Here is a 26,333-nt window from a genome sequence, read left to right on the forward strand (position 1 = left end):
ATGAAAACGCCTCACCTGCCGAAGACTCTGGGTCGAATCGCGGCGTGGCTTGCGCCGAGCTTGTTCGTCGTTGCTTCGGCAGCGTCGCCCACTCAAGGCATGGTGAAGCGTTCCGATCTGGAGATCGTCGATTGCCTGTTGCCGGGCCAGGTGCGCCAGCTCGGCAACAGCAGCTTCCTGTCGCAACGACGACCGATTCGGACTACCGCGTCGGAGTGTTCGATTCGTGGCGGCGAATACGTCGCCTACGATCGCGCTGACCTGCAATCCGCGCTGCGTATCTGGATGCAAGCCGCCGAGTCGGGCGATGTGGAAGCACAAACAAACGTCGGCGAGATTTACGAGCGCGGCATGGGTGTCGCGCCCGACTACGAGGCGGCCGCGAAGTGGTATCAAAAGGCAGCGGACAAGAACTACGGACGCGCGCTGTTCAATCTGGGCACGATGTATGAGCAGGGGCTGGGCGTGCCGCAGGATCCGCTCAAGGCGCTGAATCTGTATCGCCAGGCCTGGGGTGTGCCGGCGGACAACATCATTTTCACGTCGGCCGCGCAACGCGAGCAGGACGAGCTTCGCAAGGAGCTCGATGCCGCCATCGCGGAGAAAGACGCGCAGCTCGGCCTGCTGCAGAAACAGCTGAAGGACTTGCAGGAACAGCTGGCGAAGAAGCCGGCCGTCGAGCAGACCGCCGATAACGGCAGCAAGGAAATCGAAGCGTTGAAGCGTTGGATTGCGCAGCTCGAGTCGGAGCGTCGCAAGAGCACCGAACGTCTGGCCGGCATTCCGAAGACGCGCACTCCGCAAGGCACGACCGAACTGGCGCAGCTGCCGCCGACCGCTGACGAGCGCACGCTCGAAGGCATGAACTTCGGCCGCTACTACGCCATCGTCATCGGCAATCAGAACTACCAGAGCATCGAGAGTCTGGCGACTCCCAGAGCTGACGTTTCACGTGCTGCGCGCATTCTTGCCGATCGCTACGGCTTCACCGTCTCGATTCTGGAAGATGCCAACGACGTCACCATGTTGAAGGCGATCAACGACCTCAACGCGGTGCTCAAGCCCGAGGACAACCTGCTCATTTATTACGCCGGTCACGGCGCACGCCTGCAGAGTGGCAAGAGCGAGGCGGGCTATTGGTTGCCGGTGAATGCGGACGCGCCGCCGAAAGATACTTACTGGGTGCCGAACGAGCAGATCACCGGTCATCTCGGCCGCTTGCCGGCGAAGCGCGTGCTGGTGGTGGCGGACTCGTGCTACGCGGGCTTGCTGTCGACCGACCCGAGCTATCTATTCCTTAACGACAAAGTCACTTACTCGAAGGATTACATCAAATTCAAACTGCCGAAACGGGCGCGGCTGCTGTTGTCATCGGGTGGCGATAAGCCGGTGCTCGATGAAGGCAGCGGCGGCAACTCGGTGTTCGCTCGCGCGTTTCTTGACGAGCTGGAGAGTAATCAGAGCATTCTTTCCAGCCCGGAGCTGTTCAGCCGTATTCGTAAGCGCGTCGAGATTGCCGCGCATAGGAACAAATTCGTGCAGGTGCCCGAGTTCAAGTCGATCAAGGGCGCCGGGCACGAAGTCGGCGATTTCTTCTTCGTGCCGCGGGCCAGGAGCTAACCGCCGCGGCCGACCACGCCGCCGCCGTCGATCACGATGGTCTGACCGGTCATGAACGAGCCGCTGGGGCCGGCGAGGAATACGGCGGCGCCGGCGATTTCATCCGGCTCGCCGATACGACGCAGCGGATAAGCTTTCACGGTGTGCTCGTAGACCTTCGGGTCTTCCCATAGGGTCCGCGCGAAGTCGGTGCGGACCAGGCCAGGCGCGATGCAGTTGGCGCGAATGTTCTTCGGGCCCCACTCGGCGCAGAGATTGCGCGCGAGCGCCATGTCCGCCGCTTTCGACAAACCATACACGCCGAGCGTGGGCGAGCCGATCAAACCGGCGATGGATGAAATGATGACGATGGAGCCGCCGCCCCGTTCCGCCATCTGCGGCAGCACCATGTTGCACAACCAGAAGTTGCTGCGAACGTTGCTGTTCATCACTTTCTCATACGCATCATCTGGCATGCCGATGGAAGGGCCGTAGTAGGGATTGACCGCGGCGTTACAGACCAGCACGTCGATGCCGCGCCAATGTTTGACGGTGTCGTCGACCAGTTTCTGTAGGTCTTCCTTGCGGCTGATATTGCAGGCGAGTGCGATGGCTTCGCCGCCCTTGGCCTGGATCGACTTGACCACTTCCTCGCACGCATCGAGCTTGCGGCTGGTCACGACGACTTTCGCGCCGTGTTCCGCCATGCGCTCCGCGATGGCGCGACCGATGCCGCGACTCGAACCGGTGATCACCGCAACTTTGCCGGTGAGATCGAACAGAGTGGATGTCATGACGCGTTTCCCCAGCGATGAGGGAATGGATGATAACGAAGCGGCTGCATGGCTGAGACAAGTTTCGTGAGTGCTCTGCAGGTCGGAAAGGGTGGGCCAAATTTTCCGGTTCTGTGCGCCCTGTCGCTAAACGGCAGCAGTCGCGTGCCGATGTCTCCGACTAAGCCTGCGGAACTGCCTACGCGAGCGGAACGTTCTGAGATCGGAGAGACGCGAGGTTCATATGAAATCCACTCAGCAATGGGGTAAGCATTTACGTGAGATGGTGAACGCCAGCATGGATCCCATGGTCTACGCGTTGCAGTGGGCCCAGGATCCGCGCTGTATGCAGCGAGGGCTGCAACATCGACGCGTCGGTGCGACGATTGAACGTAATGCGACCGTTTGTCGGCTGTGGCTGGGCAAGCAACGCTGATTTTCGGCGCTTTGGCTGAGGCCATTTCTCGGCAAACCCACAATCAATCGAGTTAGATCGCCACGGGCGCGGCAGGTACGCTGCGCTCCATGCTGACCAAAGACTTCAAGGATCGAAGCGAAGCGCACGCCCTGGCGGAACTGCTCGCCGCCCGCGAGCTGCGCGAATACCCTCTGACCCGCCACTGTGAAATCGGCCCGTTCGTGGTCGAGTACCTGTTTGCCGAACAAGCGCTGGTCGTCGAGCTCCAGCCTTCGGACACGCGCCTGAAATTCCTCACCGAAATGGGTTACGACGTGCTGGCCGTCGATCCCCGCGAGTTGGTTCGTCATCCGCGGCGGGTCCTCGGCCGGCTGCGCGCAGCTTTAAGGGGCTGATTCCATGAATGATCGAGCGCTTTCAGCATCGCACTGGTGTTTAGTCCAAAATTGGAGTAATTTTGCCATTACTCCATTGGAGGACTGGCCCATGATGCAACCTCATAGTCTCGAGCGCGCCGGTTTCGATCCGGATGCGTTAGGTTCCGCCGCTCTGACGGCCTTTTTCAACATTACCGCCGCCTGGCGCCTGGGCGCGGAAGAGGAGCGGGTTCTGTTGGGCTCACCGCCCCGCTCGACCTTCTTCAAATGGAAGAGCGACCGCGCCGCGCGCCTGTCCGCGGATACCATGGAACGCATCAGCTACGTGATGGGCATCTATAAGGCGCTGCATATTTTGTTGCCGACCCAGGAAACGGCGGATGCCTGGGTGAAGAAGCCCAACTCGGCCCATGGCTTCGGCGGCAAATCGGCGCTGGAACGAATGCTCGCCGGTCGCGTCCTGGACCTGGCGGATGTGCGCCGTTATCTGGACGCGCAACGCGGATGACCGCCGAGCCGCGCGCGGTCACGCTCCGTTGGCAGAAGATGTATCGCATCGTCGCGTCCCGGCATCCGCCGGTGAACGTGTTCGAGAACATTCTGCCGCCGCAACAGAGGGAGCTGGGTTATTTCATCGAAGGTCTCACCAACGATCGGCTGCGTGACGAGAGCGGCGAGGCGCCGGTCATGCCCGATGAGGATCGAGTGCGCGGGCCGGGCGCGACGATTGTGATGGCTCCGTTCACGCACACTGGATTTCCCAGTCGATTCAGCGACGGCAGTTACGGCGTCTACTACGCCGGGCACACGTTGGAAACGGCCGTGCGCGAGACTGTCTATCATCGCGAAATATTCATGGCCTCCACCAACGAGAGTCCGTGCGAGGTCGACATGCGCGCTTATGTGAACCGGCCGGTGCAGCCGTTCCTGGATGTTCGCAGTCCGCGCTTCGAACATTTGCACCACCCTGACGATTACAGTCCCTCGCAGGCATTTGCGAAACCGTTGCGCGATGAGGGGCACTGGGGACTGGTGTTCAGAAGCGTGCGCCACGAGGGCGGTGAATGCGTTGCGGCTTTCAAGCCGCAGGCAGTGAGCATTCCGGTCGCGGGCGCGGCGCTCGCCTACGTGTGGGATGGCGAGCGCATCGGCAAGGTCTATGAAAAGTCTGAAGTGCTGTTCGACTTCAGCCCGCCTAGCGATAGCGAGCCATGATTTTTTCCAGTCCCTTCGAGCCCGGCGTCAGCTTGGTATAGGGCAGCTGATTCACCGGCGTGGCAGTCGTGCCGCTCACTTCGTGAAAGTCCGGGCTTTTCTCGTCGATATAGATCAGGCCGGTGACGTATTCATTTTGCGCCAGTTTGTCGCGCAGATAATTGAACGCCTGGCCGCGATGCGTCGGGTCGTAAGAAGGATCCAGCTTGCGTAGCAGGATCCGGCTGCCGTCGTGCATGGTGACGGGCATCACATCGCCTTGCGCGTACTGCGCGGTGATCTCACGGGCCGGCGGAACGAAATCCGCGTGCACGACTTCGTCATAGTGATCGCGTACAAACTCGTAGCTCTTGGTCGAACCTTCGTGATCGTTGAAGGTCACGCACGGCGACAGCACGTCGATCAGCGCGAAGCCGCGATGTTTCAAGCCGGCGATGATCAGCGGCACCAATTGTTCCTTGTCGCCGGAAAAGCTGCGCGCCACGAAGGTGCCGCCAAGTGTGAGCGCGGCCAGTACTGGATCGATAGGCGGCTGCAAATTCTCTTCGCCCTTCTTGGCCTTCGAGCCGATGTCGGCGGATGCGGAGAACTGTCCCTTGGTCAGCCCGTACACGCCATTGTTCTCGACGATGTAGAGCATGTTGAGGTTACGCCGCATGGCGTGCGCGAACTGGCCGAAGCCGATGGACAGCGTGTCGCCGTCGCCGGAAACGCCGATGTAATAAAGATCCTTGTTCGCAGCGATCGCGCCGGTCGCGATCGACGGCATGCGGCCGTGCACGGAGTTGAAGCCGTGACCGCCTCCGACGAAATAAGCCGTCGTCTTGGACGAGCAGCCGATGCCCGACAGCTTCACCAACTGTTCCGGACGCATCGACATCTGCCAGCAGGATTCGATGATGGCGGCCGTGATCGAGTCGTGGCCGCAACCGGCGCACAGCGTCGACATGCCACCTTCGTAATCACGGCGCGTCAGCCCGAGCTCGTTCTTGGGCAGGCCGGGATGCGCGATCTTCGGTTTAGCGATGAAGCTCACGATCAACCTCCCACGGCCAGGCGCTGTTCGGGCACGCTGGCCAGCACGCCGTCGACGATCACGCTCGATGACATCGGCAAGCCACTGTAGTGCAGGATGGAGTGCAGCTTGGCTTTGTCCACTGCGGTTTCCAGTGTCAGCAGGCTGCGCAGCTGCGCATCGCGGTTCTGTTCGACCACGAAGATTTGTGAATGAGCGGCGAGAAAATCTTCGACTTCCTGGCCGAATGGAAATGCTCGCACGCGCATGTAATCGATGTGCACGCCGCGCCGGCGGAGCAGATCCAGAGCCTCGCGCACGGCTCCGTCGCAACTCCCCAGAGACACCAGCCCAAGGTTGGTCGAGCCGCGACCATCGAGAACTGCTTTCGGCACCAGCGTCTTGGCCGTATCGAACTTGCGCTTCAGTCGATCGAGCACGATCTGATATTCCGTCGAGTCTTCGGTGTATCCGCCGTACTGCGTGTGGCCTGAGCCGCGCGTGAAATACGCGCCCTTGGGATGCGTGCCGGGCAGCGTACGATAGGGGATGGCGTCGCCATCCTTGTCGAAGTAACGATAGAACTTGTCGATCTGGTCGAGCTGTTCCTTGCTGAGCACCTTGCCGCGATCGGGCACGTAGCTGTCGTCCCATTTCAGGTCCGGGCACATCCAGTCGTTCATGCCGATGTCCAGGTCGGACATGACGAACACCGGCGTCTGCAGGCGCTCGGCAAGATCGAACGCATGCACGGACATGTAGAAACATTCTTCCGGACTGTTGGGGAACAGCAGCACGTGACGCGTATCGCCGTGCGAAGCGTAGGCGGCGATCATCAAGTCGCACTGCTGAGTGCGCGTCGGCATGCCGGTTGACGGGCCGACGCGTTGAATATCGAAGATCACGGCCGGCACTTCGGCGTAGTAGGCCAGCCCGATGAACTCGTTCATCAATGAAATGCCCGGGCCGCTGGTCGGTGTGAATGAGCGTGCGCCATTCCATGAGGCGCCGATGACGGTGCCGATCGCCGCCAGCTCATCTTCACATTGGACGATCACGAAATTCCGCTTGCCGGTCTCGGGATCGACGCGCCACTTCTGGCAGAAACTCTTGAAGCCATCCATCAGCGACGTCGACGGCGTGATGGGATACCAAGCGCCCACCGTCGCGCCGGCGTACATGCAGCCGAGTGCGGCCGCCGTGTTGCCGTCGATCATGATGTGATTCGCGGTCTTGTCCATGCGCGCCACGCGCAGCGGCAGCGGGCAGGGGAAATGTTCCTTCGCGTAGTTGTAGCCCAGCTCCAGCGCTTTGACGTTGGAGTCGAGCAGCGACTTCTTGTTCGCGTAGCTCTCGCCGAGCAGCGAGCGCATGACATCGAGCTCGATGTCGAGCAGCGCGCCGAGCACGCCGGCGTAGACAATGTTCTTCAGCAGAATGCGCGAACGCACGCCCTGAAAGGTTTCGTTACAGATGCGGGCCAGCGGCACGCCGAAAATGGTGATGTCGTCGCGCTTCAACAGCGCGGGCCGCGGCCACGTCGAGTCGTAGAGCAGATAGCCGCCGGGGCTCACGTCCTTGACGTCCTTCGCATACGTCTCGGCATTCATCGCGACCATGACGTCGATGCGACCGGAGCGCGCGACATAGCCGTCGCGCGAAATGCGGATCTCATACCAAGTAGGCAGCCCCTGGATGTTGGAGGGGAAATAATTCTTGCCCATCACCGGAATGCCCATCCGGAACAGGGATTTCATCAGCAACGTATTGGCGCTGGCGGAGCCGGTGCCGTTCACGTTCGCGAGCTTGATGACGAAATCGTTTAGCCGGTCCGGCGAATCTTGGCTGGCTGCGTGCTGCATGGAGTGGTCTCGTCGCTCGCATAAGGAATGCGGATTTTCGACTTCTGCATATCCCACGCCGCTGTCGGGCAGCGCTCGGCGCACAGTCCGCAATGTACGCAGACATCTTCGTCTTTGACCATGACCCGCGCCGTATGTTGCAACGGTGCGGAAACAAACAAGGGCTGCGTGACGCGCAACGCCGGAGCTTTCAGCCGGGTTCTGATCTCGGCTTCCTCTCCGTTCGTCGTCATGGTCAGGCAATCCACGGGGCAGATGTCGATACAGGCATCGCATTCGATACAAAGGCGCGCATCGAACACGGTCTGCACGTCGCAATTGAGGCAGCGCTGGACTTCGGCGGCGGCTTGCTCGGCGGTGAAGCCCAGCTCCACTTCGATATTGATCTTCTTGAAACGCTCCTTCAGATCGACGTGCGGCATCAGGCGCCGTTCGAGCGGGTTGTAGTCGTTCTTGTAGGCCCATTCGTGCAGGCCCATCTTACGACTGGATAGATTCAGCAGGGGCGGCGGCCGCTGCGTCACATCCCGATCCTGGCAAAACTGATGAATGGAGATGGCCGCCTGATGGCCGTGCTCCACCGCCCAGATGATGTTCTTCGGCCCGAACGCCGCGTCGCCGCCGAAGAAAACCTCCGGCCGCGTCGACTGGAACGTGGCCGCGTTCACCTTGGGAACGTGCCATTGATCGAACTCGATGCCCAGATCGTTCTCGATCCAGGGAAACGCGTTCTCCTGGCCGATCGCCAGAATCACGTCGTCGCACGGAATGAGTTTCTCCCCGACCGTGCGCTCGGCGGTGATGCGGCCGTTCGCGTCCAGGTCGTATTCCATGACATCGAAGCGCATGCCGGTGAGCCGGCCGTTCTCGGTGACGAACGCCTTGGGCGCGTGATTCACCACGATTTCGACATTCTCGGCTTCGGCATCTTCCAATTCCCATTCGGATGCCTTGAAGAAGCCGCGCGGCTTGCGCGCCATCACTTTCACATCGTCGGCGCCCAGTCGCAGCGATGAGCGGCAACAATCCATCGCGGTGTTGCCGACACCTATGATCAACACTCGCCGGCCGATTTCTTTGACGTGACCGAAGGCCACGGATTCCAGCCAGTCGATGCCGATATGAATATGCGCCGCGGCGGCCGCCTCTTTGCGTCCAGGCAAATTCAGATCCTTGCCCTTCGGCGCGCCGCTACCGACGAACACAGCGTCGAACTCGCCGGTGGCGAGCAGTTGTTTCATGCTCGTCACCGGCGAGCCCAGCCGCAGATCCACCCCCAAATCGATGATGTAGCCGATCTCATCGGCGAGCACCTGCTCCGGTAACCGGAACGAAGGAATGTTGGTGCGCATGAGTCCGCCGGGTGTATGCCACTTCTCGAAGATCGTGACTTCGTAACCCAGCGGCATGAGATCGTTGGCCACGGCGAGCGAGGCCGGCCCGGCGCCGATGCACACGACGCGCTTGCCATTCTTCTGGGCCGGTGCCTTCGGCAGATAGGGACGCACGTCGTCGCGATGATCGGCGGCCACGCGCTTCAAGCGACAGATCGCGACGGGTTCCTGTTCGACGCGGCCGCGCCGGCAGGCGGGCTCGCAAGGCCGATCGCAGACGCGACCGAGAATGCCCGGAAATACGTTGGATTCACGGTTGACCAGATAGGCGGCCGTGAACTGTCCCTGCGCAATCAAGCGGATATATTCAGGAACATCCGTATGGGCGGGGCACGCCCATTGGCAATCGACGACGCGATGATAATAGTCAGGATTCGCAGTATCGGTTGGTTGCACCGTTACTCAGCCCCCTATCACGACGACACTGCGCCGAATCGTTGCCGGCGCTGTGATAACTCGATCGATGAGCTAGGGTACACCTAAGCAGTGCGAGGCACCACCGGAACCGCCGAAACGAACTCTGAAGTAATGATGGGCTCCAGGATGCGTCGCCGGCTGTCGAGTGTCAGGCGATCCCAGTGCACTTTGTGTATGGCGGCGGCCCGCAGTTCAGCATCGGTGACGGTGCGGACGACTTCGCTCGCTGGCGCAGGTATCGCGGTGGAAAGTCGCAGGGTCTTTCCTTCCTTCAGGATATTCGTGACCGCGGCCAGCACTTCATTGTTATTGGTGAGCGCGCCGTGATTCTCCTGAACGAACCAGGTATCGGCGCCTTCCCAAAGGGCGCGGGCCAGCGGCACTGTGCCATCGCCATCGCGGCGGACAGAATATTCGAAGCCGCCGTCTCGCAACCTGAGTGACGTAACGGTTTCCTGATTCGTGCCGACGATGACTGCGCAGCGTTCATCCGGCGCCGGCATCCGACTACGTACTTTGTATGCACGGTTCAGCATCGTGGCATCGGGCACGAGATCGTCCTGCGGCCACTGCGCCGGGTCGAACAGATTCGGCTCATCGGGCGTCAGTGCCGACGGCAACATTTGATAGAGCCCGGGCAAGGTGAGGAACACAGTGCGGGCCAGTTGCTCCGCCGTACTGAAATGATCGAGTGCCGCAATCTTGCGAACGGTGGGATAGGCGGCGCGCAAGGCTTGCACTGGTGCGAACGACCCCTGATTGGGCGCGCCCAGTTGCACCAGCCGTTGAATCCGCTCGTTGCGATCGTTACCCAGCGCGATTCTCGCGACCACGCCGCCCATGCTGTGCGCGACGATGTGCACTTTACGCGCGCCGGATTTCTCGATGGCTCTGAGCAGTGCGCGAGCCAGCGTCTCGAGATCCGAGCGCCAGTCGAACGGATGGAACACCGGCACGAATCCGGCGATCTCCAGCGACAGTCGCAGCTTCAAATAGCCCGGCAGCATCACTCCCAACGCGCGCAACGATTTGCCGGCGGGCAGCGCCAGCTGCGACAGCCCGCCCTGCGCGATGGCCATCGGATGCAGCCAAAGTAAAGAAGTCGTTCGTCGCTGCATCGAGCCTAGCCGCGAGCCCATGATGCCGGGCAGGATGAACACCACTTCGCCACGATCGTTGCTGCGCGTGGCGGCGATCTTCGCCAGTTGCGCCAGCTCCCGGTATTCAACTTCGCCAAAGTACGCACTCAACAACGCCGCGTGTGCCCCGGACCGCAGCAGTGCGATGATCTGGTCTTCGTGTAAGTCGGCGGGGCTGGGCAGGGCGGGCGGGTTGGACATGTGTTGCTAAACGCTGTTAGCGGCTGCCGAGTTCAACGACCTGCACTTGAATCGTCTGTGCCGGCGCGTGCTCGAACTCCAGCGTCATCGGGAAGCGCAGCCCCGCGGTCAGGGGCTGGCGTAAGTCCACCAGCATGAAATGGGCGCCACCGGGCGCGAACGTGAATGGCTTGCCTGCGGCGAGCGGGACGTTCGACAGCGGCCGCATTTGCATCATGCCGTTCTCTTCGCTGTTGGTGTGCATTTCGATGTGATCGGCCACGGTGGTGGTCGCCGACAGTAATGTGTCGGCGTCCCGGGTCGTAATCTTTAGATAGACGGCACCGATCGTGGCGCCCGCCGGTGTGGCATTGGCCCAGGGATCTTCCACGTTCACCGTCGGGCCGGACGAGTTGCAGCCGCCGGCCATCAGCACGAAACCGGCAATCACGAGATTCCGCAGCACGCGAGTCATGAGCTCACCCGAGGATTATTCGTCCATCGCCGATTTGATCACATCGCACATGGCGTTGATGGCCTCGGTGCGCGACGTGCTCTTGCGCCAGACCGCGCCGACGGTTCGGGTCGGGATCGGTCGCGCGAATTCTTTCACCGCCAGCCCCTGACCGGAACCGAACGGCCCACGCGTCGCGAGATCCGGCAACAGGGTGATGCCGAGGCCCGCGGCCACCATCTGACGCAATGTCTCCAGGCTGGTGGCGCGATAGTCCTCGTTCTCTTTCACGTCGATGCGGTTGCAGACGTCGAGTGCCTGATCGCGCAAGCAATGCCCGTCCTCGAGCAGCAGCAAGGTCTCGCCAGTCAAGTCGTCGAGCTTGATCTGCGATTTCTTCGACAGCGGATGATTGTTCGGCACCGCGACGTTGAACGGCTCGTGATACAGCTCGCGCGATTCCAGTCCGTCCATCGGTACCGGCAGCGCCAGGATTGCGACCTCGATCTCGCCATCGCGCAATTTTTCGAGCAGTTGCGCAGTCTGATATTCGTAGAGCATCAGCTTCAGTTGCGGTAACTGTTTGCGCAGCCGGCGCGCCACCAGAGGCAATAGGTAAGGACCGATGGTCGGGATCAGGCCGAGCTTGAGTTTGCCGGATAAGGGGTCATGTTCGTTACGGGCCAGCGAGATGATCTCGTCGCTCTCCTGCAGGATGCGGCGGGCGAGCGGCAGGATTTTCGCGCCGGTCTCGGTCAGCGTGACCCGTCGCGGCTGTCGCTCGATCAATTGCACGCCGAGGTAGTTTTCCAGCTTCTTCAGCTGCGCCGACAGCGTCGGCTGACTCACGAAGGAGCGCTCGGCGGCTTTGCCGAAGTGCTTGGTGTCGGCGAGCGCCACGAAATAACGCAGATCGCGCAGATTCATGGGCGGAATACCCCATTCGTCATGAAGGACGGGTAGAATAGGCTCATAGGCGGAGTCTATCAAACTTCCAGAAACAATCGATTGGCGATTGTGGGTTCCGCCTTCATAATTGCATCCGTCGCCTCAGAGCGCTCCACCGAAGGGGCGCTCCGCGGCACATTCTTTGAAAACCGCGCCCAGCCGCAAGCCAGCGCTAAATTTTGATGATGGAGGAGTAGTTCATGTTAGGTGTAGGTCAAAAATTCCCGCAGTTCTCGCTGACCGGCGTGGTGTCGAACGATCTGAACAGCGCGTTCCAGCCGTTCGACTCGAACAGCAACAATGGCAAGTGGAAAGTCGTGTTCTTCTGGCCGAAGGACTTCACCTTCGTCTGCCCGACCGAGATTGCCGCGTTCGGCAAGCTCAACAAGGAGTTCGCGGACCGTGACGCCGTCGTCTACGGCGTGAGCACCGATTCCGAGTTCGTGCACCTCGCCTGGCGCAAGGACAAGGAAGAGCTGCGCGATCTGCCGTTCCCGATGCTGTCGGACATCAAGCGCGAGCTGACTTCGGCGCTCGGTGTGCTCGATGCGGAAGCCGGTGTTGCTCAGCGCGCGACGTACATCGTCGATCCGCAGGGCGTGATCCGCTTCGCTTACGTCACCGACCTGAGCGTCGGCCGTAACCCGCAGGAAGTCCTGCGCGTGCTCGATGCGCTGCAGACCGACGAGCTGTGCCCCTGCAACTGGAAGAAGGGCGAGGACACGCTGAAGGCTGCCTGAGCCTGACGCGATCAGTCGCTTGACGATCGATGCCGGCGCGGATTCGTTCCGCGCCGGTATCCCACAGCTCGATGCTCAATTGCCGGAGGTTCAAGTCATGTCTCTCGATACGATCCGCGATCAGCTGCCGGACTACGCGCGCGATCTGAAGCTCAATCTCGGCAGCGTGCTCGCTCCCACCGGCGCCCCCGGCCTGAGCGAAAAGCAGATCGCCGCAGTCGCATTGTCGACCGCGATCGCCGCCCGTAATACACACCTCACGCTTGCGATCGAGACGTGGGCCAAGCCGCACCTCGACGACGCGTACGTGAATGGCGCGCGTGCCGCGGCCGCCATCATGGGCATGAACAACATCTATTACCGCTTCCTTCACCTGGTGGAAGATGGTGAGTATTCGACCATGCCGGCCCGGCTGCGCATGAACATCATCGGCAACCCGGGCATCGACAAGCTCGATTTCGAGTTGCTGTCGCTGGCGGTGTCGGCCGTCAACGGTTGCGGTATGTGCATCACCTCGCACGAGAAGAAGCTGCGCGAAGGTGGCATCAGCCGCGAGCAGATCCAGAGCGCGGTCCGTATCGCGTCGGTGATCCACGCCGTTGCTGGCGTACTGGAATATCACGCCGCGTCGGCCGCCGCCGCAGCCAGCGTGTGAGAACCCGGGCTGGCGGCTATAATGCCGCCATGTCCCCCCGCCCCACGAGATTGTCCGCCGGCGTGGTTGTGATTCGTGAGAGTCACGAGGGCTGGCTTTACCTGTTATTGCGGGCCTACAACCACTGGGACTTTCCCAAGGGCATGGTCGAGCCCGGCGAAGAGCCGTTCGCCGCCGCGGTTCGCGAAGTGCGCGAAGAGACCCTGATCGAGGATCTGGAGTTCGCCTGGGGCGAGATTTACACCCAGACCAATCCTTACAGCCGCGGCAAAGTCGCCCGCTATTACCTCGCCAAGACCCGGACCGCGGAAGTGTCGCTGCCCGTGATCGAAGCGCTGGGCCGCGCCGAGCATAACGAGTTTCGTTGGGTGGACAGGGCGCAAGCGATGCGATTGGTTTCGCCTCGGGTCGCCCCCATCATCGAGTGGGCGGACGGCTATATCGAGCCGCGCCAGAGCGCGTTGGATATCGGCGAGGCGTCTGGATAAATGAGCGACAAACAAGTCGTCGTGGTGGGTGCCGGGTTCGCCGGCTTGAATGCCGCGAAACGACTGGGCAATGTTCCTGGCATCGCCGTCACGGTGATCGATCGAGAAAATCATCACCTGTTCCAGCCTCTTTTGTATCAAGTCGCGATGGCCGCGCTCAGCCCGGCCGACATCGCCGCTCCCATCCGCAGCCTGCTCGCTAAATATCGAAACATCCGCGTCCTGAAGGCGACGGCACAGAGCATCGATACGGTCAACCGCAAAGTCGTGACCGACTCCGACGTGGGCGACGTTCCTTATGACTATTTATTGCTCGGTTGCGGTGCGCAGCACGCGTACTTCGGGCACGAAGAGTGGGAGCCGCACGCTCCCGGGCTCAAATCATTGCCGCAGGCGACCGAGATTCGCCGTCGTGTGCTCGAGGCCTTCGAGATCGCCGAGCGCGAATCGAATCCCGAAGAGCGACGTCGACAACTCACATTCATCGTCATCGGCGGCGGCCCGACGGGCGTCGAGCTGGCGGGCGCCATCGGCGAGATGAGCCGGTTCACGCTGGATCGCGATTTTCGCAGTATCGATCCGCGTCAGACGCGCGTGATCCTGGTCGAGGCGGGGCCGCGAATTCTCACCAGCTTCGACGACAAGCTCGCCTCGCGCGCGATGCGAGACCTGGAATCGTTGGGCGTGCAGGTTTGGACGGGCGCACGCGTGACCGATGTGACTTCTGACGGTGTCGTCATCGGCAACGACAAAATCGCGGCCGCGACGGTGTTGTGGGCGGCGGGCGTTCGTGCCGCGGATATCGGTCGCTCGCTCGGCGCGGCCCTGGATCCAGCGGGACGAGTGATCACGAAGTCCGATTGCACGATCGAAGGACATCCCGAAGTCTTCGTCATCGGCGACATGTCGAGTCGCGCCGGTTCGAACGGCCGGCCGCTGCCAGGCGTGGCGCTGGTCGCCATGCAAGAAGGCGTCTTCGCAGCGGACATCATCAAGAAAGAAGTTCGCAGCGGCGCGCCGGTGACGCGGCCCGCGTTCGAGTATGTGGATCTCGGGCAGATGGCAACCATCGGTCGTAGCCGCGCCATCAGTGAGTTTCGCGGCTGGAAGCTGACGGGCGTGCCGGCGTGGTGGTTCTGGTTGTTAGTGCACATCTATCGACTGAGCGGCTTTCGGAACCGCTTGTCGGTGCTCGTGCACTGGGCGTGGTCTTATATAACGTTCGAGCGCGGCGCCCGCTTGATCATCGCCAAGGACTGGCAGTCGTACCCGGATAAGGCGGCTAGTCCCGGAAATTCTTGAACTGTAGCGGCATGTCGAGCTTGGCGTTACGCGCCAGCCGGATCACTTCCTGCAGATCGTCGCGACTCTTGCCGGTCACGCGCACCTGCTTGTCCTGAATCGCGGCCTGCACCTTCAACTTCGAATCCTTGATCAGGCGCTGCAGCTTCTTGCCCAGCTCGCTTTCGATGCCCTCGCGCAACGTGACGACCTGGTGCGCTGTCTGGCCGAGGACTACCGGCGGATCGACCTTGGTGCAGGCAACATCGATGCCGCGCTTGGACAGCTTGAGCATCAGGATGTCGAGCATCTGCTTGACCTGAAACTCTGCTTTCGCGTGCAGCGTGATGACCAGATCCTTCAGCTCGTACTTCGCGTCCGTGCCTTTGAAGTCGAAGCGCTGGCCGACCTCGCGATTGGCCTGGTCGACGGCATTGCTCACTTCGTGGGCATCGAGCTCGGAAACGATATCGAACGATGGCATGGCAATTCTTCAGCGGCTGACCAGAGGCGCGGCGGGCTGCAGGTCGATACGGCAACCCATGGCGCTGCTGGTGAGCGCGGCCTCGATGACCCGGATTGTGTCATACGCCTGTGCGGCTGACACGGGGACCGGCCGGTCGTGCTCGATGGCCTCACGCATGCCTTCATAGAAGGAGACCCAGCGGCCGGTCTCGGGCGTAATGATTTCACGCTGGCCGCTTTCGCCATGCACCAGCGTGCCCCATTGCTCGGTGGGCTCACTGCCAAAGACATGCTCGTCCGGTTCGACGCCGGCGCGCAATTGCGCCTCTTGTTGATCGAGGCCCGCTTTCAAGAACGAAGCCTGCGAGCCGTTGACGCGATACCGATAGCCGCCGTCGGCACACAGCAGACTGACGCCGAGCGTCATGCGCAACGAGCCCTGACCGAGCAGGATCTCAAAGCCGTCCACCGTCACGCTGTTCTCTCGCTGACTGAAAACATTGGCGTACAACCATTCGGGCGGGCCGAACAGCGTCAGGGTCTGATCGATCAGATGCGTGCCCAGGTCGTAAAGAATGCCGTTGCCCGGATCGTCGCGATCGCGCCAGCGGTCGGTGACCTGCGGCCGGAAGCGATCCCAGCGCGCATGAAAGGAATTGATTTTGCCGAGCCGTCCTTGCTCGAGCAGTTTCTTGATCGTCAGGAAATCGCTATCCCAACGCCGGTTCTGGAACACCGACAGCTTGCGCTTGTATTGCTGGGCCAGTTGCTCCAGCTCGCTGACTTCCGCGGTGGTCGGCGCAAGCGGCTTGTCCACGACAACATGTTTGCCGGCGCGAAGCGCTGCAGCCGCATGCGCCACGTGCATCGGGCTCGGCGAGGCAATCGCGACCAGGTCGATATCTTTGCGTGCGAGCAGTTCGTCGGCGCTCGCGAGCACGTCGACATCGCCGAGATATTCCTGCGCTGACGCGGGCTTGCTGGTCACCACCGCCGGAATGGAAAAGCCGGCGGCCCGCAGCAACGGGGCATGAAAATACCGACCCGCGACGCCGAAGCCGAGGATGCCTGCTCGTAGTGTCATGTCGTTAGCCTCGCATGCCGATCGCGACCAGGATCACGCCGAACAGAGTCAGCACGAATGTGATCATGATCGTCAGCAGGAACAAGCGCACCCACGCGCCGAAACGCGAGACCCCATAAGCCCCGCGCAGCTGCTTATAAAGATGCAGGGGCGGCACGATGGCGATCGCTGTGCCCCAGATCCACCCGCTCACGCCCAGCTCGTACAGCAGCGTCACGATGGTGGCGAACAGCATCATGAAGCTGATCGAGTACGTGATGAAGATGGCATGATCGTAGGCGTGAATGTCTCGACGCCAGAAGAACAATAACCACAGGAATGGCACGCTCAACGGAATCAGCGCCCAGGAAAATTTATAGCCGGTGGTCTTGAGCTTGTAGGCCAGCAGCGCGGGATTGTCGGTGGCCTGCTTGACGGCGTTTTTCAGCCGGCTCTCGGTGTCGTCGATCTTCTTGCCGACCCCCGGCGCCGCCGACGCGTCGGTTTTGGCCTGGGCCTTCGCTTGAGCTTCCTGTTGCTCGGCGAACTTCACCATGTCCTTCCAGTCGCCGCTGATCATGGCCTTCTGGGCTTCGCGCGTGGCTTCCAGGCCGACGATGTCGTCCTGAATTTTCTTGCGCTCCTCGGGGGTGAGCTCGGACTCGGCCAGCTTTTCGCGCTGAGCTTCGAGCTTCCCGTCGATCTCCTCGAGGTTCGACTGGATGTTCTCTTTGAATTGCTCAGCAACGCCCAGCGGGTCCGCGCCTTCGAGCTTGATCGAATCCTCGCCGGTGCCGGTGAACGGAATCACCGCGAACATCAGGAACACGATGAACAGATACAGCGCCATGGGCGAGACGAACCTGGCGCGCTCGCCGTCGATATACCGGCGCGTCAGGCGACCCGGACGAAACAACAGCTCCGGCACGGTGTGCCAGACCTTGCCTTCGAAATGGAACACGCCGTGCAGGATGTCGTGGCCCAGCGAGACCAGGCTGCGATGCAAGTGGGCGGGCTGGCCGCAGTTGGAGCAGTACGCGCCAGTGACAATCGCGCCACAGTTGCGGCACGCGCCGTGCTCGTGTTCTTTCGATTCACCCGCAGTCGGTTCGACGGCGCGAGCGACCACCGCGCCTGTGATGACGTCCGCCGCTGCTTCGCTATGTCCTTCCATGGACGAAAAATATCATGTTCTATCGGTGCCGTAGCGCACCCTGCCGTCCACCAACGTGCCCAGCACCTTGGCCCGCGTGATCTGCTCCGGTGCACACGTGGTCAGGTCGGTATCCAGGATGGTGAGGTCGGCCAGATAGCCCGGCGCGATCAGGCCCAGCCGGTCTTCCTGGAAGCCGGCGAAGGCATTGGTCGTTGTATACGCGGTCAATGCTTCCTGCACCGTGATCTTCTGTTCCGGTACCCAGCCGCTCGGATTCGCGCCGTCGATGGTCTGACGGAGCACGGCCGCCGCGACGCCGACCAAGGGATCGATGGGCGCCACCGGCCAGTCCGATCCAAACGTCACCTTCGCCTTGGCATCGAGCAGTGAACGGATGGCCCACGAAGTATGCAGACGTCCCGGTCCCAGCGGCTTGATGGCCCAGCGGCCGTCGTCGATGGCGTGATACGGCTGCATCGACGCGATGATGTTCAGCTTCGCGAAGCGCGGCACATCGCTCTCCAGCAGATGCTGGGCGTGCTCGATGCGGAAGCGGCGATCGCGGGCACCGTTCTTGGCAATCGCTTCCTCGAACATGCCGAGGACTTTGTCATTTCCTTCGTCGCCGATGGCGTGCACGGTGATGTGCAGACCGGCCGCGTCGGCCTCCAGAATCAATTCGCGCAGTCGTTCCGGTGGCGTTCGATAGATGCCGTGATTCGCCGGATCGTCCGCATACGGTTCGTGGAACACAGCGGTGCGCGATCCCAAAGAGCCGTCGACCAGGCCCTTCAACGCGCCCCATCGTACCCAATCGTCGCCCCGACCTTCGGCTTTGACCAGCGCATCGAGCTTGCGCCAGTCCTCGAGCGGCACGAAGGAATAAAAGCGCATGCCGATCCTGTTGGCCTGGCGCAGTCGACGTAGCGAATCGTGCGTGACCCAATCGAGCTCGGTCACGTGAACCTGCGTGACACCTTTCGACAACGCATGCGCGGTGCCGACGCCGATGGCGGCATCGATGTCCGCATCGCTCGGCTTCGGAATGGCGACCTTCAGCAAATCCTTGGCCTTGTCTTTGATCAGGCCGGTTGGCTCGCCCTTCTCATCGCGAACGATCAGACCGCCTTCGGGATCGGGCGTGTTGCGATCGATGCGCGCCAGTTTCAGCGCCAGCGAATTCAACAACGCGACGTGCTGATCCAAACGGACCACGGCGACTGGCGTGTTCGGCGTGACCGCGTCGATCCATTGACGTGAGGGCAATTCGCCGCCCCACATCTGCTCGTCCCAGTTGCCACCTTGCAGCCACTGCCCGGGCCGCAACGCCTGCGCCGATTTCGCGATCCGCTCGATGAACTCTTGTTTGGTCTTTGCCGTTCGCAGCTCGGGCGCGCTGAGTCCGAACGAAGCCCGCAAGAAATGCGTGTGATTGTCCATGAAGCCCGGCATCACGAACGCGCCCTGCAGATCGACGATACGTGTGCGCTTACCCGTCAGCTTTTTGATACGTTCGTTGTCGCCGACGACCGTGATCCGATTGGTCGAGATACCGATCGCACTGGCGAGCGGCACATCGCGCTGACCGGTCCAGACCTTCGCGTTCACATAAGCGAGGTCGAGCGGACGGTCGGCAGCGAACACGTGGCGGGCGGCGAACATCGCGCCCATGCCGGCCAGCAGTTCTCGTCGATTGATCAAAGCACGTCTCCGGGCTGCGGCTGGCCATTGATGCTCGGAGCGAGCAACTTGGCTTGCGCATCCAGTTCCTTTAGAAACAACTTGGCGGCAGGCGAGAGCGAGCGCGCCGCATGAGTGACGACGCCGATGGAGCGCGCCACGGTGGGATTGCGAAGTTTGCGATACGCCAGCGTCGGCGAGTCGAGCTGCGCCAGCGTCAGTCGGCTGAGCGCACTGATGCCCAGGCCGGCATTCACCAGACTGCCGATGGTGGTCGGCTGCTTACAATTGAACAAGGGTTCGGCAGCCACGCCGGCCTCATCCATCGCGCCGTCGATCATGGCGCGCAGTCCCGTTTCGGGGGAGAGGATCACGAACGCACGAGTCGCAAACACGGACCAGTCATGTTCTTCGCGATGCGCGAGCATGTCGTCATTGCGACAGACCAGCACCACTTCATCTCGCAACAGCGGGCGATAACGCAAATCGCTGCTGATGGGCGGCGGCGTCGACAGGCCGATGTCGGCGCGACCTTCGAGCACAGCCTTGTGCACCGGTCGGCCCACGTCTTCCCAAATCTGGATACGCACATCGGGCTGACGTTCGCGAAAGCTCACGATCGTGCCCGGCAACAGCAAGGCCGCGACCGAGGGAAAGGCGGCAATGCGGACCACGCCCTGGCGGCCGGCGACGAAGTCGTCGAACTCGGCGAACACCTCCTGGTATTCGTTCATGAGTCGGCGGGCCAGCGGCTCGAGGCGCTCGCCGGCTGGCGTCAGGCGCAGCTTGCGCGTGTCGCGGTCGAACAGGCGTGTGCCTAATTTGCCTTCGATCTGCTGGATGGTGCGGCTCAGCGCCGGCTGCGAGACCCCCAGCGCCTCGGCCGCATCGCCAAAGCTGCCGGTGTCCGCCAGCGTCAAAAAGGCCGAAAGCTGTTGGAGATTGAGCCGGGATTGCATCGAACTGAACTGTTCCATGGCGTGTCACACATCGGCAATAGATTTCAGCGCGGCTATGCATAAATAACCACGGCTGTATGGCTGCGCCGGGCGGTCGGCGCCGTATGCTCCCGCCCCATGATTCCACTCCTGGCAGGCACCCGAATACTGGAGCTGAGCGCGGTCGTCATGGGCCCGTTCGCCGGCCAGATCCTCGCCGATCTGGGGGCTGAAGTAATCAAGGTCGAGCCCATCGAAGGCGATGTGGCCCGCGCCTCGCAGCCTTCGGCCAACGGCATGGGGGCGCTGTACGTCAACAACAATCGTAACAAGCGCGGCATCGCTCTCGACCTGAAGAGCAAGGGCGGCAAGGCCATCGTCGAAAAGCTCATCCAGCGCAGCGACGTGCTACTTCATAACATGCGGCCGGATGCGGCGGATCGTCTCGGCCTGAGCTTCGACGCGGTCGCTGCGATCAATCCTCGCATGATCTATTGCTCGGCGATTGGCTTCGGTCAACGCGGTCGCTATCGGGGGCGGCCGGCGTTCGACGATGTAATTCAGGCCGCCGCTGGTTTGGCCGGCATCGCCGAACACAACGGCGAAGACCCGCGCTTCATCCCGACGATCCTGGCGGACAAGGTCGGGGCGTTGCACGCCGTGTACGGAATTCTCGCCGCGCTGGTCGCCCGGTCGAACGGGCGGCAGGACGCGTTACGAGTCGAGGTGCCGATGTTCGAGGCGCTTACGTCGTTTGTGCTCAACGAGCACCTGGCGGCGGCGACCTTCCAAGAGGACGGTAAAGTCGGTTATTCCCGCGTGCTGTCGCCGGATCGCCGTCCTTATCGAACGCGCGACGGCTGGATCGCGGTGTTGCCGTATACGGGCGAGCAGTGGCGACGTTTTCTCATCGAGGCGGGTCGCGCCGATGTGCTCGATCAGCCGTGGTTTCATCAGCCCGACAGCCGGCATGCGCACATCGATTATCTATACAGCGTGATTGCCTCGGTGCTGCCACAACGCGCTTCGGCGGACTGGCTGGAAACATTGTCGCGTCTCGATATTCCGTGCTCGCAGGTCAACCGGTTGGAGGATCTGCTGGAAGATCCGCACCTGCATGACGTGGACTTCTTTCATGTCGGCGAACGCTATCCGTCGACCATCAAGCGCATGTTGCCGCAGCCGGTGGTGTTCGGCGGCGTTGCTCCGGAAGCCGACATTCCGCCGCCGGCGCTGGGCGAGGACACGCGCATCGTGCTGAGCGAATGCGGATATTCGCAGCCGGAAATCGACGATCTGCTGGCCAAAGGCATCGCGCGAGGCTCGAACCGATCGTGACATTCGCACTCAGTCATCGGCAGCGCCTGGCTGCCATTGCCACCGGCTCCGCGGGCAATCTGATCGAGTGGTTCGATTTCTACATTTACGCGTTCACCGCGCTGTACTTCGCCGCCAGTTTCTTCCCAGAGGGCGATCAGACCGCGCAGCTGCTGCAAGTGGCGGGTATCTACGCTGTCGGTTTCTTGATTCGTCCCGTCGGTGGCTGGTACTTCGGCCGATTCGCCGATCGTCACGGTCGGCGTGCGGCGCTGGTCGCGTCGGTGTTGATGATGGGTGCGGGCTCGTTACTGATCGCCACGCTGCCGACTTACGCGAGCATCGGTGCCTGGGCGCCGGGCTTGTTGTTACTTGCGCGATTGCTTCAAGGGTTCTCGACGGGCGGCCAGTTCGGCGCGGCGGCGACCTATCTGAGCGAAGTGGCGGCCGACGCGCGTCGCGGGTTCTACGCTTCCTTCTTATATGTGACCTTGATCGCCGGGCAGTTGTGCGCGTTGCTCACGCTCGTCGCGCTTCAACAGTTCCTCGATGAAGCTGAGCTGCGCGCGTGGGGCTGGCGCGTGCCGTTCGCTATCGGTGCCTGCATGGCGCTCATCGTGCTGCTGCTACGGAATCACCTGCACGAGACCACCGACAACAAGACCACGAAGTCCGCCGAGGCGGGCAGTCTGCTTGCGCTGCTTCGTCATCCCAAGGCGCTGTTTGTCGTCATGTCGCTCACTGCGGGCGGCGGTCTGTGCCTGTACACGTTCACCACGTACATGCAGAAGTTTCTGGTGAACAGTGCGGGCATGGATATCAAAGTCACTAGCAACGTGATGCTCGCCGCGATGTTCGGCTTCATGCTGTTGCAGCCGGCGATGGGTGCGCTGTCCGACCGCATCGGCCGTCGTAAATGTTTGTTGCTGTTCTCCGGCCTGATGACGTTGAGCGCGGTGCCGATTCTCACCGCCTTGTCGAAGGTGCAGGATGTGGGCACGGCGTTTCTGCTGGTGCTGGCCGCGCTCGCCATTCTCAGTCTGTACACGTCCATCAGCGGCTTGTTCAAAGCCGAGTTGTTCCCACAGCACATTCGCGCGCTCGGCGTCGGACTGGCGCATAGCATTTCCATCGCGATCTTCGGCGGCTCGGCCGAGTACATTGCGCTGTTCTGCAAGCGGGCGGGACAGGAGCAGATTTACTTCTGGTACGTCGCGGCGATCTGCGCCGTCGCGTTCTTCACGGCCTTGTTCATGCGCGAGCCGCGTCGCGCGACCATGATGGATAACTAAAATGAACGGTCGATGGCTGGTGTCCGCGACACTGTTGATTCTCGGTGCGTGCGGTAAGAGCCCCGAGCTAGCGAAAGACACTGCCCCCAAAGCTCCGTACGGACGCATCGATCAGGCACGCGTCGCCGCGGCCAACAACGAGCCGCAGAACTGGTTCACCACCGGGCGTACGTTCTCCGAAGAGCGCTTCTCGCCGCTCGATCAAATCAACGTTAGTAACGTTCAGCAGCTCGGCTTCGCCTGGCACTATGACTTGCAGACCGAGCGCGGCCTGGAAGCGACGCCGGTTGTTGTCGACGGCGTGCTCTTCGCAAGCAGCAACTGGAGCAAGGTGTACGCGCTCGATGCCCGCACGGGTCGCGAGTTGTGGGCGTTCGATCCCAAGGTGCCTGGGGAATGGGCGCGCAATGCTTGTTGTGACGTCGTCAATCGAGGCGTTGCCGTGTGGCAGGGCAAAGTCTATGTAGGCACGCTCGACGGGCGCTTGATCGCGCTCGATGCCAACACCGGCAAGGAGCTGTGGAGTCAGGACACCCTCATCGATCACTCGCGCTCTTACACCGTCACCGGCGCACCGCGTATCGCTGGCGGCAAAGTGATCATCGGCAACGGCGGCGCTGAAATGGGCGTGCGCGGATACATCACTGCCTATGACGCCGAGAGTGGCGCGCAGGCGTGGCGCTTCTTCACTGTGCCTGGCGATCCGAAACTTCCGTTCGAACATCCCGAGCTCGAAGCGGCGTCGAAGACCTGGGATCCGAACAGTCGATGGGAAGCGGGCGGCGGCGGCACGGCGTGGGACGCGATGGCCTACGATCCGGAGCTCAATCTGCTGTACGTCGGCACGGGCAACGCGAGTCCGTTTCCGCAATCGGTGCGCAGTCCCAAGGGCGGCGACAATCTATATCTCAGTTCCATTCTCGCCATTCACCCCGACACCGGGCGATTGGCCTGGCACTATCAAACGACGCCGGGCGAGTCGTGGGATTACACCGCCGTTCAACACATCATCCTGACCGATCTGCAGATCGGCGCAACGACTCGCAAGGTGTTGTTGCAGGCACCGAAGAACGGTTTCTTCTATGTGCTCGATCGCGCCACGGGCGAGCTGTTGTCGGCGGAGAAATATGTCGATGTGAACTGGGCCAGTCATGTCGATCTGAAAACCGGCCGTCCGGTGCCGACCGGTCAGGGCGATTATTCGAAAGAGCCCAAGCGCGTCGCGCCGGGCCCGTTCGGCGGTCACAACTGGCAGCCGATGGCGTTCAGTCCCCAGACTGGCCTTGTTTATATTCCGACGCTGGATCGCACGGCGTATTACGCCGCCGATCCGGACTACAAATATATCCCGCGCCGTTCATTCAACATGGGTCGTGCTGGAGCGAAGGAATATGCGACTCAGGTTCGCGATGGCGCGGTGATGACGCGTAAAGGCGCGTTGAAGGCGTGGGATCCGATCGCGCAGCGTGAAGTGTGGCGCATCGATTATCCCTGGTTCTACAACGGCGGCTTGCTCGCGACGGCGGGCAATCTGGTGTTCCAGGGCACGACGGATGGATATCTGAAAGCTTACGCCGCTGACTCCGGCAAGCTCGCGGCGGAAGTATTCGTCGGCACGAGCATCATGGCCGCACCGGCCAGTTATTCCGTCGACGGCGAGCAATACATCGCCGTGCTCGCGGGCTACGGCGGTGCGCAGCTGGATGAGTATCTCGAAGGATCTGCTGCTCGTAAGTATGGCAACGCCGGTCGCATCGTGACGTTCAAGCTCGACGGCGGAAAAGTGCCGGTGCCGCCGGAGAAGGATTGGAATGCAAACATTCCGCCGCTACCCGAGCGCATGCAGGCCGATGCGGCGACGTTGGAGCGGGGCGCGCTACTGTTTGGACAGCATTGTGGCGTGTGCCATTCGCTCAGCGATACGCCCGGCGGTTATCCCAACCTGCTGCGGCTGGCGCCGGGCAAGCACGCGATCTTCGATGAGATCGTGCTACGCGGCGCGCTGGCGAGCCGCGGCATGGCGAACTTCTCGAAGGAGATCAGCGAAGCGGATGCCCATGCGATTCACGCCTTCCTGATCGATCAAGCTTACGAGGCTAGCGCGAAGCGCTGACGGGCGCGGCGGCTGGTTCGGCCAGCAGCGAATCGATCAGGCCACGAAACTCGGCGACGTATTCCTCATAATGCCGGCCGGTCGCCGGGCCCGAGAAGCCCACGTGAATGTCACGCACTGTGCCGGCTCGATCCACGACGATGGTGGTCGGGTAACCATAGATGCCCGTCAGGGTCGGCAAGGCTTTGCTGGCCTCGTCGGTGTCCGAGACGCCGGCGATCAATGTCGTGAATTTGATGCCAAGGTCTTTACGATAGCCCCGCACCGCCTGCGCGGCCCGATCGAACTCGCCGTGACGCTCGAACATCAGCGCGACGATTTCCACGCCCTTGGATTGATACTCGTCGTAGAAGGGCACCAGGAACGTGGCTTCGTCGTGACAATTGGGGCACCAGCTGCCTCCCAATGTCACTACCACCACCTTGTTCCTGAATTTCTCGTCGTGCAGTGAGACCTCATTGCCGTCGAGATCGCGAAAGGTGAAGTCGAAACGGGACGTTTCATCCTTGAGCTGGGTGTTGGGCTCTTTGCCGTCGAGCGTGGCGTTCTCGTCGCGTCGGGCCTTTACCTTCGAGTGCGAGGCCAGGCCCTGCCACATCTCGCCTTCCAGCTCGCCGTGCTGATTCACTTTCACCTTGTACAGATATGCGAGCCCGCCGGCGAACGTCGACAGCTGCGCTTCTTCGCCGTGCACCTGACCTTCGAGGAAGCGATGATCGCCGGTCGGCGTCATCACGGTGCCGGTGACGCGATCGTGTTGTTGCTCGAAGATTCCGACCGCCGCGCCGGCCTTGCCGTCGTCGCCGGTCAATGTCATTTCCCAACGGCCGGCGAGATCGGCGTTGTCGGTCAGCGGTTCCCTATAAAAACGATACGTTGCCTCTTTCTTACCCTGCAGCCGCGCCTCGAACGGGATCACTTGTTCCTTGCTACGGTCCTTGATGAGCGTGACCGTGCCCTCGAGTCGATCGCCGTACATGCGCGCTTTCAACGAATTCTCATAACCGGGAAACACGGCGGTCAGCTCGCCGCCTGCCAGCGTCACGTTGTCGACGCGCGTGCGTTCGGCCGCATTTTCTAGGTACAAAACGAAGCGTTTGTTTTCTTCGCGGACTTCCAGGCCGAACGGCGTCTCGCCGCCGGGCAATTGCAGTGTGGCGCGATAACGGCCTGTCTGTGGTTCATCTACGGGCCGGCCGCACGCCGCCAGGAGGGCAACCACGCCGGCCAAAACCAGACGCAACCGCCACCGATGGGCTGAATTCCAAGCCGCTGAGTGCATGCATCGCTCCGCTTCGATGCGGCAGTGTCGGGCGTCTGCCTGCGGAGTGCAACAACGGAACCTTTGCTAGCG

The 26,333-nt window shown here is 61.7% G+C and carries 25 protein-coding genes; 12 read left to right on the forward strand and 13 right to left on the reverse strand.

What is annotated here, in order from left to right; translation table 11 throughout:
- On the forward strand, window positions 1–1,620 hold the full coding sequence (locus ACFPN2_RS14860; protein ID WP_380597812.1) for a caspase family protein: 1,620 nt from the start codon (window positions 1–3) through the stop codon (window positions 1,618–1,620).
- On the opposite strand, the gene ACFPN2_RS14865 is transcribed toward ACFPN2_RS14860, so the two are convergent.
- Window positions 1,617–2,393 carry an SDR family NAD(P)-dependent oxidoreductase gene (locus tag ACFPN2_RS14865; RefSeq protein WP_380597814.1) on the reverse strand — a complete coding sequence of 259 codons (777 nt, stop codon included), beginning with the start codon at window positions 2,391–2,393 and terminating at the stop codon, window positions 1,617–1,619. The genes ACFPN2_RS14860 and ACFPN2_RS14865 overlap by 4 nt on opposite strands.
- A gap of 223 nt (window positions 2,394–2,616) precedes the next feature.
- On the opposite strand from ACFPN2_RS14865, the gene ACFPN2_RS14870 reads away from it, so the two are divergent.
- From ACFPN2_RS14870 to ACFPN2_RS14885, 4 genes are all read left to right on the forward strand, one after another.
- Complete coding sequence (locus ACFPN2_RS14870; protein WP_380597816.1) at window positions 2,617–2,808, forward strand: hypothetical protein; 192 nt, start codon at window positions 2,617–2,619, stop codon at window positions 2,806–2,808.
- Between the two features lie 89 nt (window positions 2,809–2,897).
- Window positions 2,898–3,185, forward strand: a complete 288-nt coding sequence (locus tag ACFPN2_RS14875; RefSeq protein ID WP_380597818.1) for a DUF559 domain-containing protein — start codon at window positions 2,898–2,900, stop codon at window positions 3,183–3,185.
- A gap of 91 nt (window positions 3,186–3,276) precedes the next feature.
- Window positions 3,277–3,675, forward strand: a complete 399-nt coding sequence (locus tag ACFPN2_RS14880; protein ID WP_380597820.1) for an MbcA/ParS/Xre antitoxin family protein — start codon at window positions 3,277–3,279, stop codon at window positions 3,673–3,675.
- Window positions 3,672–4,382 (forward strand): RES family NAD+ phosphorylase, encoded by a 711-nt coding sequence (locus ACFPN2_RS14885; RefSeq protein ID WP_380597821.1) that lies wholly within the window; start codon window positions 3,672–3,674, stop codon window positions 4,380–4,382. The genes ACFPN2_RS14880 and ACFPN2_RS14885 overlap by 4 nt, the downstream gene beginning before the upstream one ends.
- Here the strand turns inward: ACFPN2_RS14885 and ACFPN2_RS14890 are convergent.
- The 6 genes from ACFPN2_RS14890 to ACFPN2_RS14915 all read right to left on the reverse strand — a co-directional run bounded on the left by ACFPN2_RS14890 (window position 4,363) and on the right by ACFPN2_RS14915 (window position 11,770).
- A complete protein-coding gene (locus tag ACFPN2_RS14890) occupies window positions 4,363–5,418 on the reverse strand; it encodes a 2-oxoacid:ferredoxin oxidoreductase subunit beta (RefSeq protein ID WP_380597823.1) in 1,056 nt (351 codons plus the stop codon). The genes ACFPN2_RS14885 and ACFPN2_RS14890 overlap by 20 nt on opposite strands.
- A gap of 2 nt (window positions 5,419–5,420) precedes the next feature.
- Entirely contained in the window at window positions 5,421–7,259 is a 1,839-nt protein-coding gene (locus ACFPN2_RS14895) for a 2-oxoacid:acceptor oxidoreductase subunit alpha (protein WP_380597825.1), read from the reverse strand.
- Window positions 7,220–9,049 (reverse strand): FAD-dependent oxidoreductase, encoded by a 1,830-nt coding sequence (locus ACFPN2_RS14900; RefSeq protein ID WP_380597826.1) that lies wholly within the window; start codon window positions 9,047–9,049, stop codon window positions 7,220–7,222. Before ACFPN2_RS14900 ends, ACFPN2_RS14895 begins: the two co-directional genes overlap by 40 nt.
- A gap of 83 nt (window positions 9,050–9,132) precedes the next feature.
- Complete coding sequence (locus tag ACFPN2_RS14905; protein ID WP_380597828.1) at window positions 9,133–10,410, reverse strand: lipase family alpha/beta hydrolase; 1,278 nt, start codon at window positions 10,408–10,410, stop codon at window positions 9,133–9,135.
- Window positions 10,411–10,426: 16 nt separating this feature from the next.
- Complete coding sequence (locus tag ACFPN2_RS14910) at window positions 10,427–10,864, reverse strand: copper chaperone PCu(A)C (protein WP_380597830.1); 438 nt, start codon at window positions 10,862–10,864, stop codon at window positions 10,427–10,429.
- 15 nt (window positions 10,865–10,879) lie between these two features.
- Window positions 10,880–11,770: a LysR substrate-binding domain-containing protein gene (locus ACFPN2_RS14915; protein WP_380597832.1), complete on the reverse strand. Its 891-nt coding sequence runs from the start codon at window positions 11,768–11,770 to the stop codon at window positions 10,880–10,882.
- Between the two features lie 221 nt (window positions 11,771–11,991).
- Between ACFPN2_RS14915 and ACFPN2_RS14920 the strand changes: the two genes are divergently transcribed.
- The 4 genes from ACFPN2_RS14920 (at window position 11,992) to ACFPN2_RS14935 (ending at window position 14,976) form a co-directional block, all read left to right on the forward strand.
- Window positions 11,992–12,531, forward strand: coding sequence for a peroxiredoxin (locus tag ACFPN2_RS14920; protein WP_380597833.1), 540 nt, complete (start codon window positions 11,992–11,994; stop codon window positions 12,529–12,531).
- 97 nt (window positions 12,532–12,628) lie between these two features.
- Complete coding sequence (gene ahpD / locus ACFPN2_RS14925) at window positions 12,629–13,186, forward strand: alkylhydroperoxidase, AhpD family (protein WP_380600137.1); 558 nt, start codon at window positions 12,629–12,631, stop codon at window positions 13,184–13,186.
- A gap of 29 nt (window positions 13,187–13,215) precedes the next feature.
- Window positions 13,216–13,674 carry an NUDIX domain-containing protein gene (locus ACFPN2_RS14930; protein WP_380597835.1) on the forward strand — a complete coding sequence of 153 codons (459 nt, stop codon included), beginning with the start codon at window positions 13,216–13,218 and terminating at the stop codon, window positions 13,672–13,674.
- Complete coding sequence (locus tag ACFPN2_RS14935) at window positions 13,675–14,976, forward strand: NAD(P)/FAD-dependent oxidoreductase (protein WP_380597837.1); 1,302 nt, start codon at window positions 13,675–13,677, stop codon at window positions 14,974–14,976. It abuts the gene before it with no gap.
- Here the strand turns inward: ACFPN2_RS14935 and ACFPN2_RS14940 are convergent.
- From ACFPN2_RS14940 to ACFPN2_RS14960, 5 genes are read right to left on the reverse strand one after another with little or no spacing between them, the layout of a single operon-like run.
- A complete protein-coding gene (locus tag ACFPN2_RS14940; protein WP_380597839.1) occupies window positions 14,957–15,439 on the reverse strand; it encodes a YajQ family cyclic di-GMP-binding protein in 483 nt (160 codons plus the stop codon). The two genes, ACFPN2_RS14935 and ACFPN2_RS14940, sit on opposite strands and share 20 nt — an antisense overlap.
- A 9-nt stretch (window positions 15,440–15,448) precedes the next feature.
- Window positions 15,449–16,504, reverse strand: coding sequence for a Gfo/Idh/MocA family oxidoreductase (locus ACFPN2_RS14945; protein WP_380597841.1), 1,056 nt, complete (start codon window positions 16,502–16,504; stop codon window positions 15,449–15,451).
- A 4-nt stretch (window positions 16,505–16,508) separates the two neighbouring features.
- Window positions 16,509–17,657, reverse strand: a complete 1,149-nt coding sequence (locus ACFPN2_RS14950; RefSeq protein WP_380597843.1) for a DUF3667 domain-containing protein — start codon at window positions 17,655–17,657, stop codon at window positions 16,509–16,511.
- A 12-nt stretch (window positions 17,658–17,669) separates the two neighbouring features.
- On the reverse strand, window positions 17,670–19,340 hold the full coding sequence (locus ACFPN2_RS14955; protein WP_380597845.1) for an amidohydrolase: 1,671 nt from the start codon (window positions 19,338–19,340) through the stop codon (window positions 17,670–17,672).
- Window positions 19,337–20,296, reverse strand: a complete 960-nt coding sequence (locus tag ACFPN2_RS14960; RefSeq protein WP_380597847.1) for a LysR family transcriptional regulator — start codon at window positions 20,294–20,296, stop codon at window positions 19,337–19,339. Before ACFPN2_RS14960 ends, ACFPN2_RS14955 begins: the two co-directional genes overlap by 4 nt.
- A gap of 99 nt (window positions 20,297–20,395) precedes the next feature.
- Here ACFPN2_RS14960 and ACFPN2_RS14965 point away from each other — a divergent pair, with 99 nt between their 5' ends.
- Genes ACFPN2_RS14965 through ACFPN2_RS14975 form a run of 3 tightly spaced genes read left to right on the forward strand, consistent with a single transcriptional unit; the run spans window position 20,396 to window position 24,979 of the window.
- Window positions 20,396–21,595, forward strand: a complete 1,200-nt coding sequence (locus ACFPN2_RS14965) for a CaiB/BaiF CoA transferase family protein (RefSeq protein ID WP_380597848.1) — start codon at window positions 20,396–20,398, stop codon at window positions 21,593–21,595.
- The gene (locus ACFPN2_RS14970) at window positions 21,523–22,866 is read left to right on the forward strand and encodes an MFS family transporter (RefSeq protein WP_380597849.1); all 1,344 of its coding nucleotides are present in this window, start codon (window positions 21,523–21,525) and stop codon (window positions 22,864–22,866) included. The genes ACFPN2_RS14965 and ACFPN2_RS14970 overlap by 73 nt, the downstream gene beginning before the upstream one ends.
- A 1-nt stretch (window position 22,867) precedes the next feature.
- Window positions 22,868–24,979, forward strand: a complete 2,112-nt coding sequence (locus ACFPN2_RS14975; protein ID WP_380597851.1) for a PQQ-dependent dehydrogenase, methanol/ethanol family — start codon at window positions 22,868–22,870, stop codon at window positions 24,977–24,979.
- Here ACFPN2_RS14975 and ACFPN2_RS14980 read toward each other — a convergent pair.
- On the reverse strand, window positions 24,963–26,261 hold the full coding sequence (locus ACFPN2_RS14980) for a peroxiredoxin family protein (protein WP_380597853.1): 1,299 nt from the start codon (window positions 26,259–26,261) through the stop codon (window positions 24,963–24,965). The genes ACFPN2_RS14975 and ACFPN2_RS14980 overlap by 17 nt on opposite strands.
- Between the last annotated feature and the right edge of the window lie 72 nt (window positions 26,262–26,333).

It is taken from the genome of Steroidobacter flavus (assembly GCF_042651805.1).
GTDB classification, from domain to species: domain Bacteria; phylum Pseudomonadota; class Gammaproteobacteria; order Steroidobacterales; family Steroidobacteraceae; genus Steroidobacter; species Steroidobacter flavus.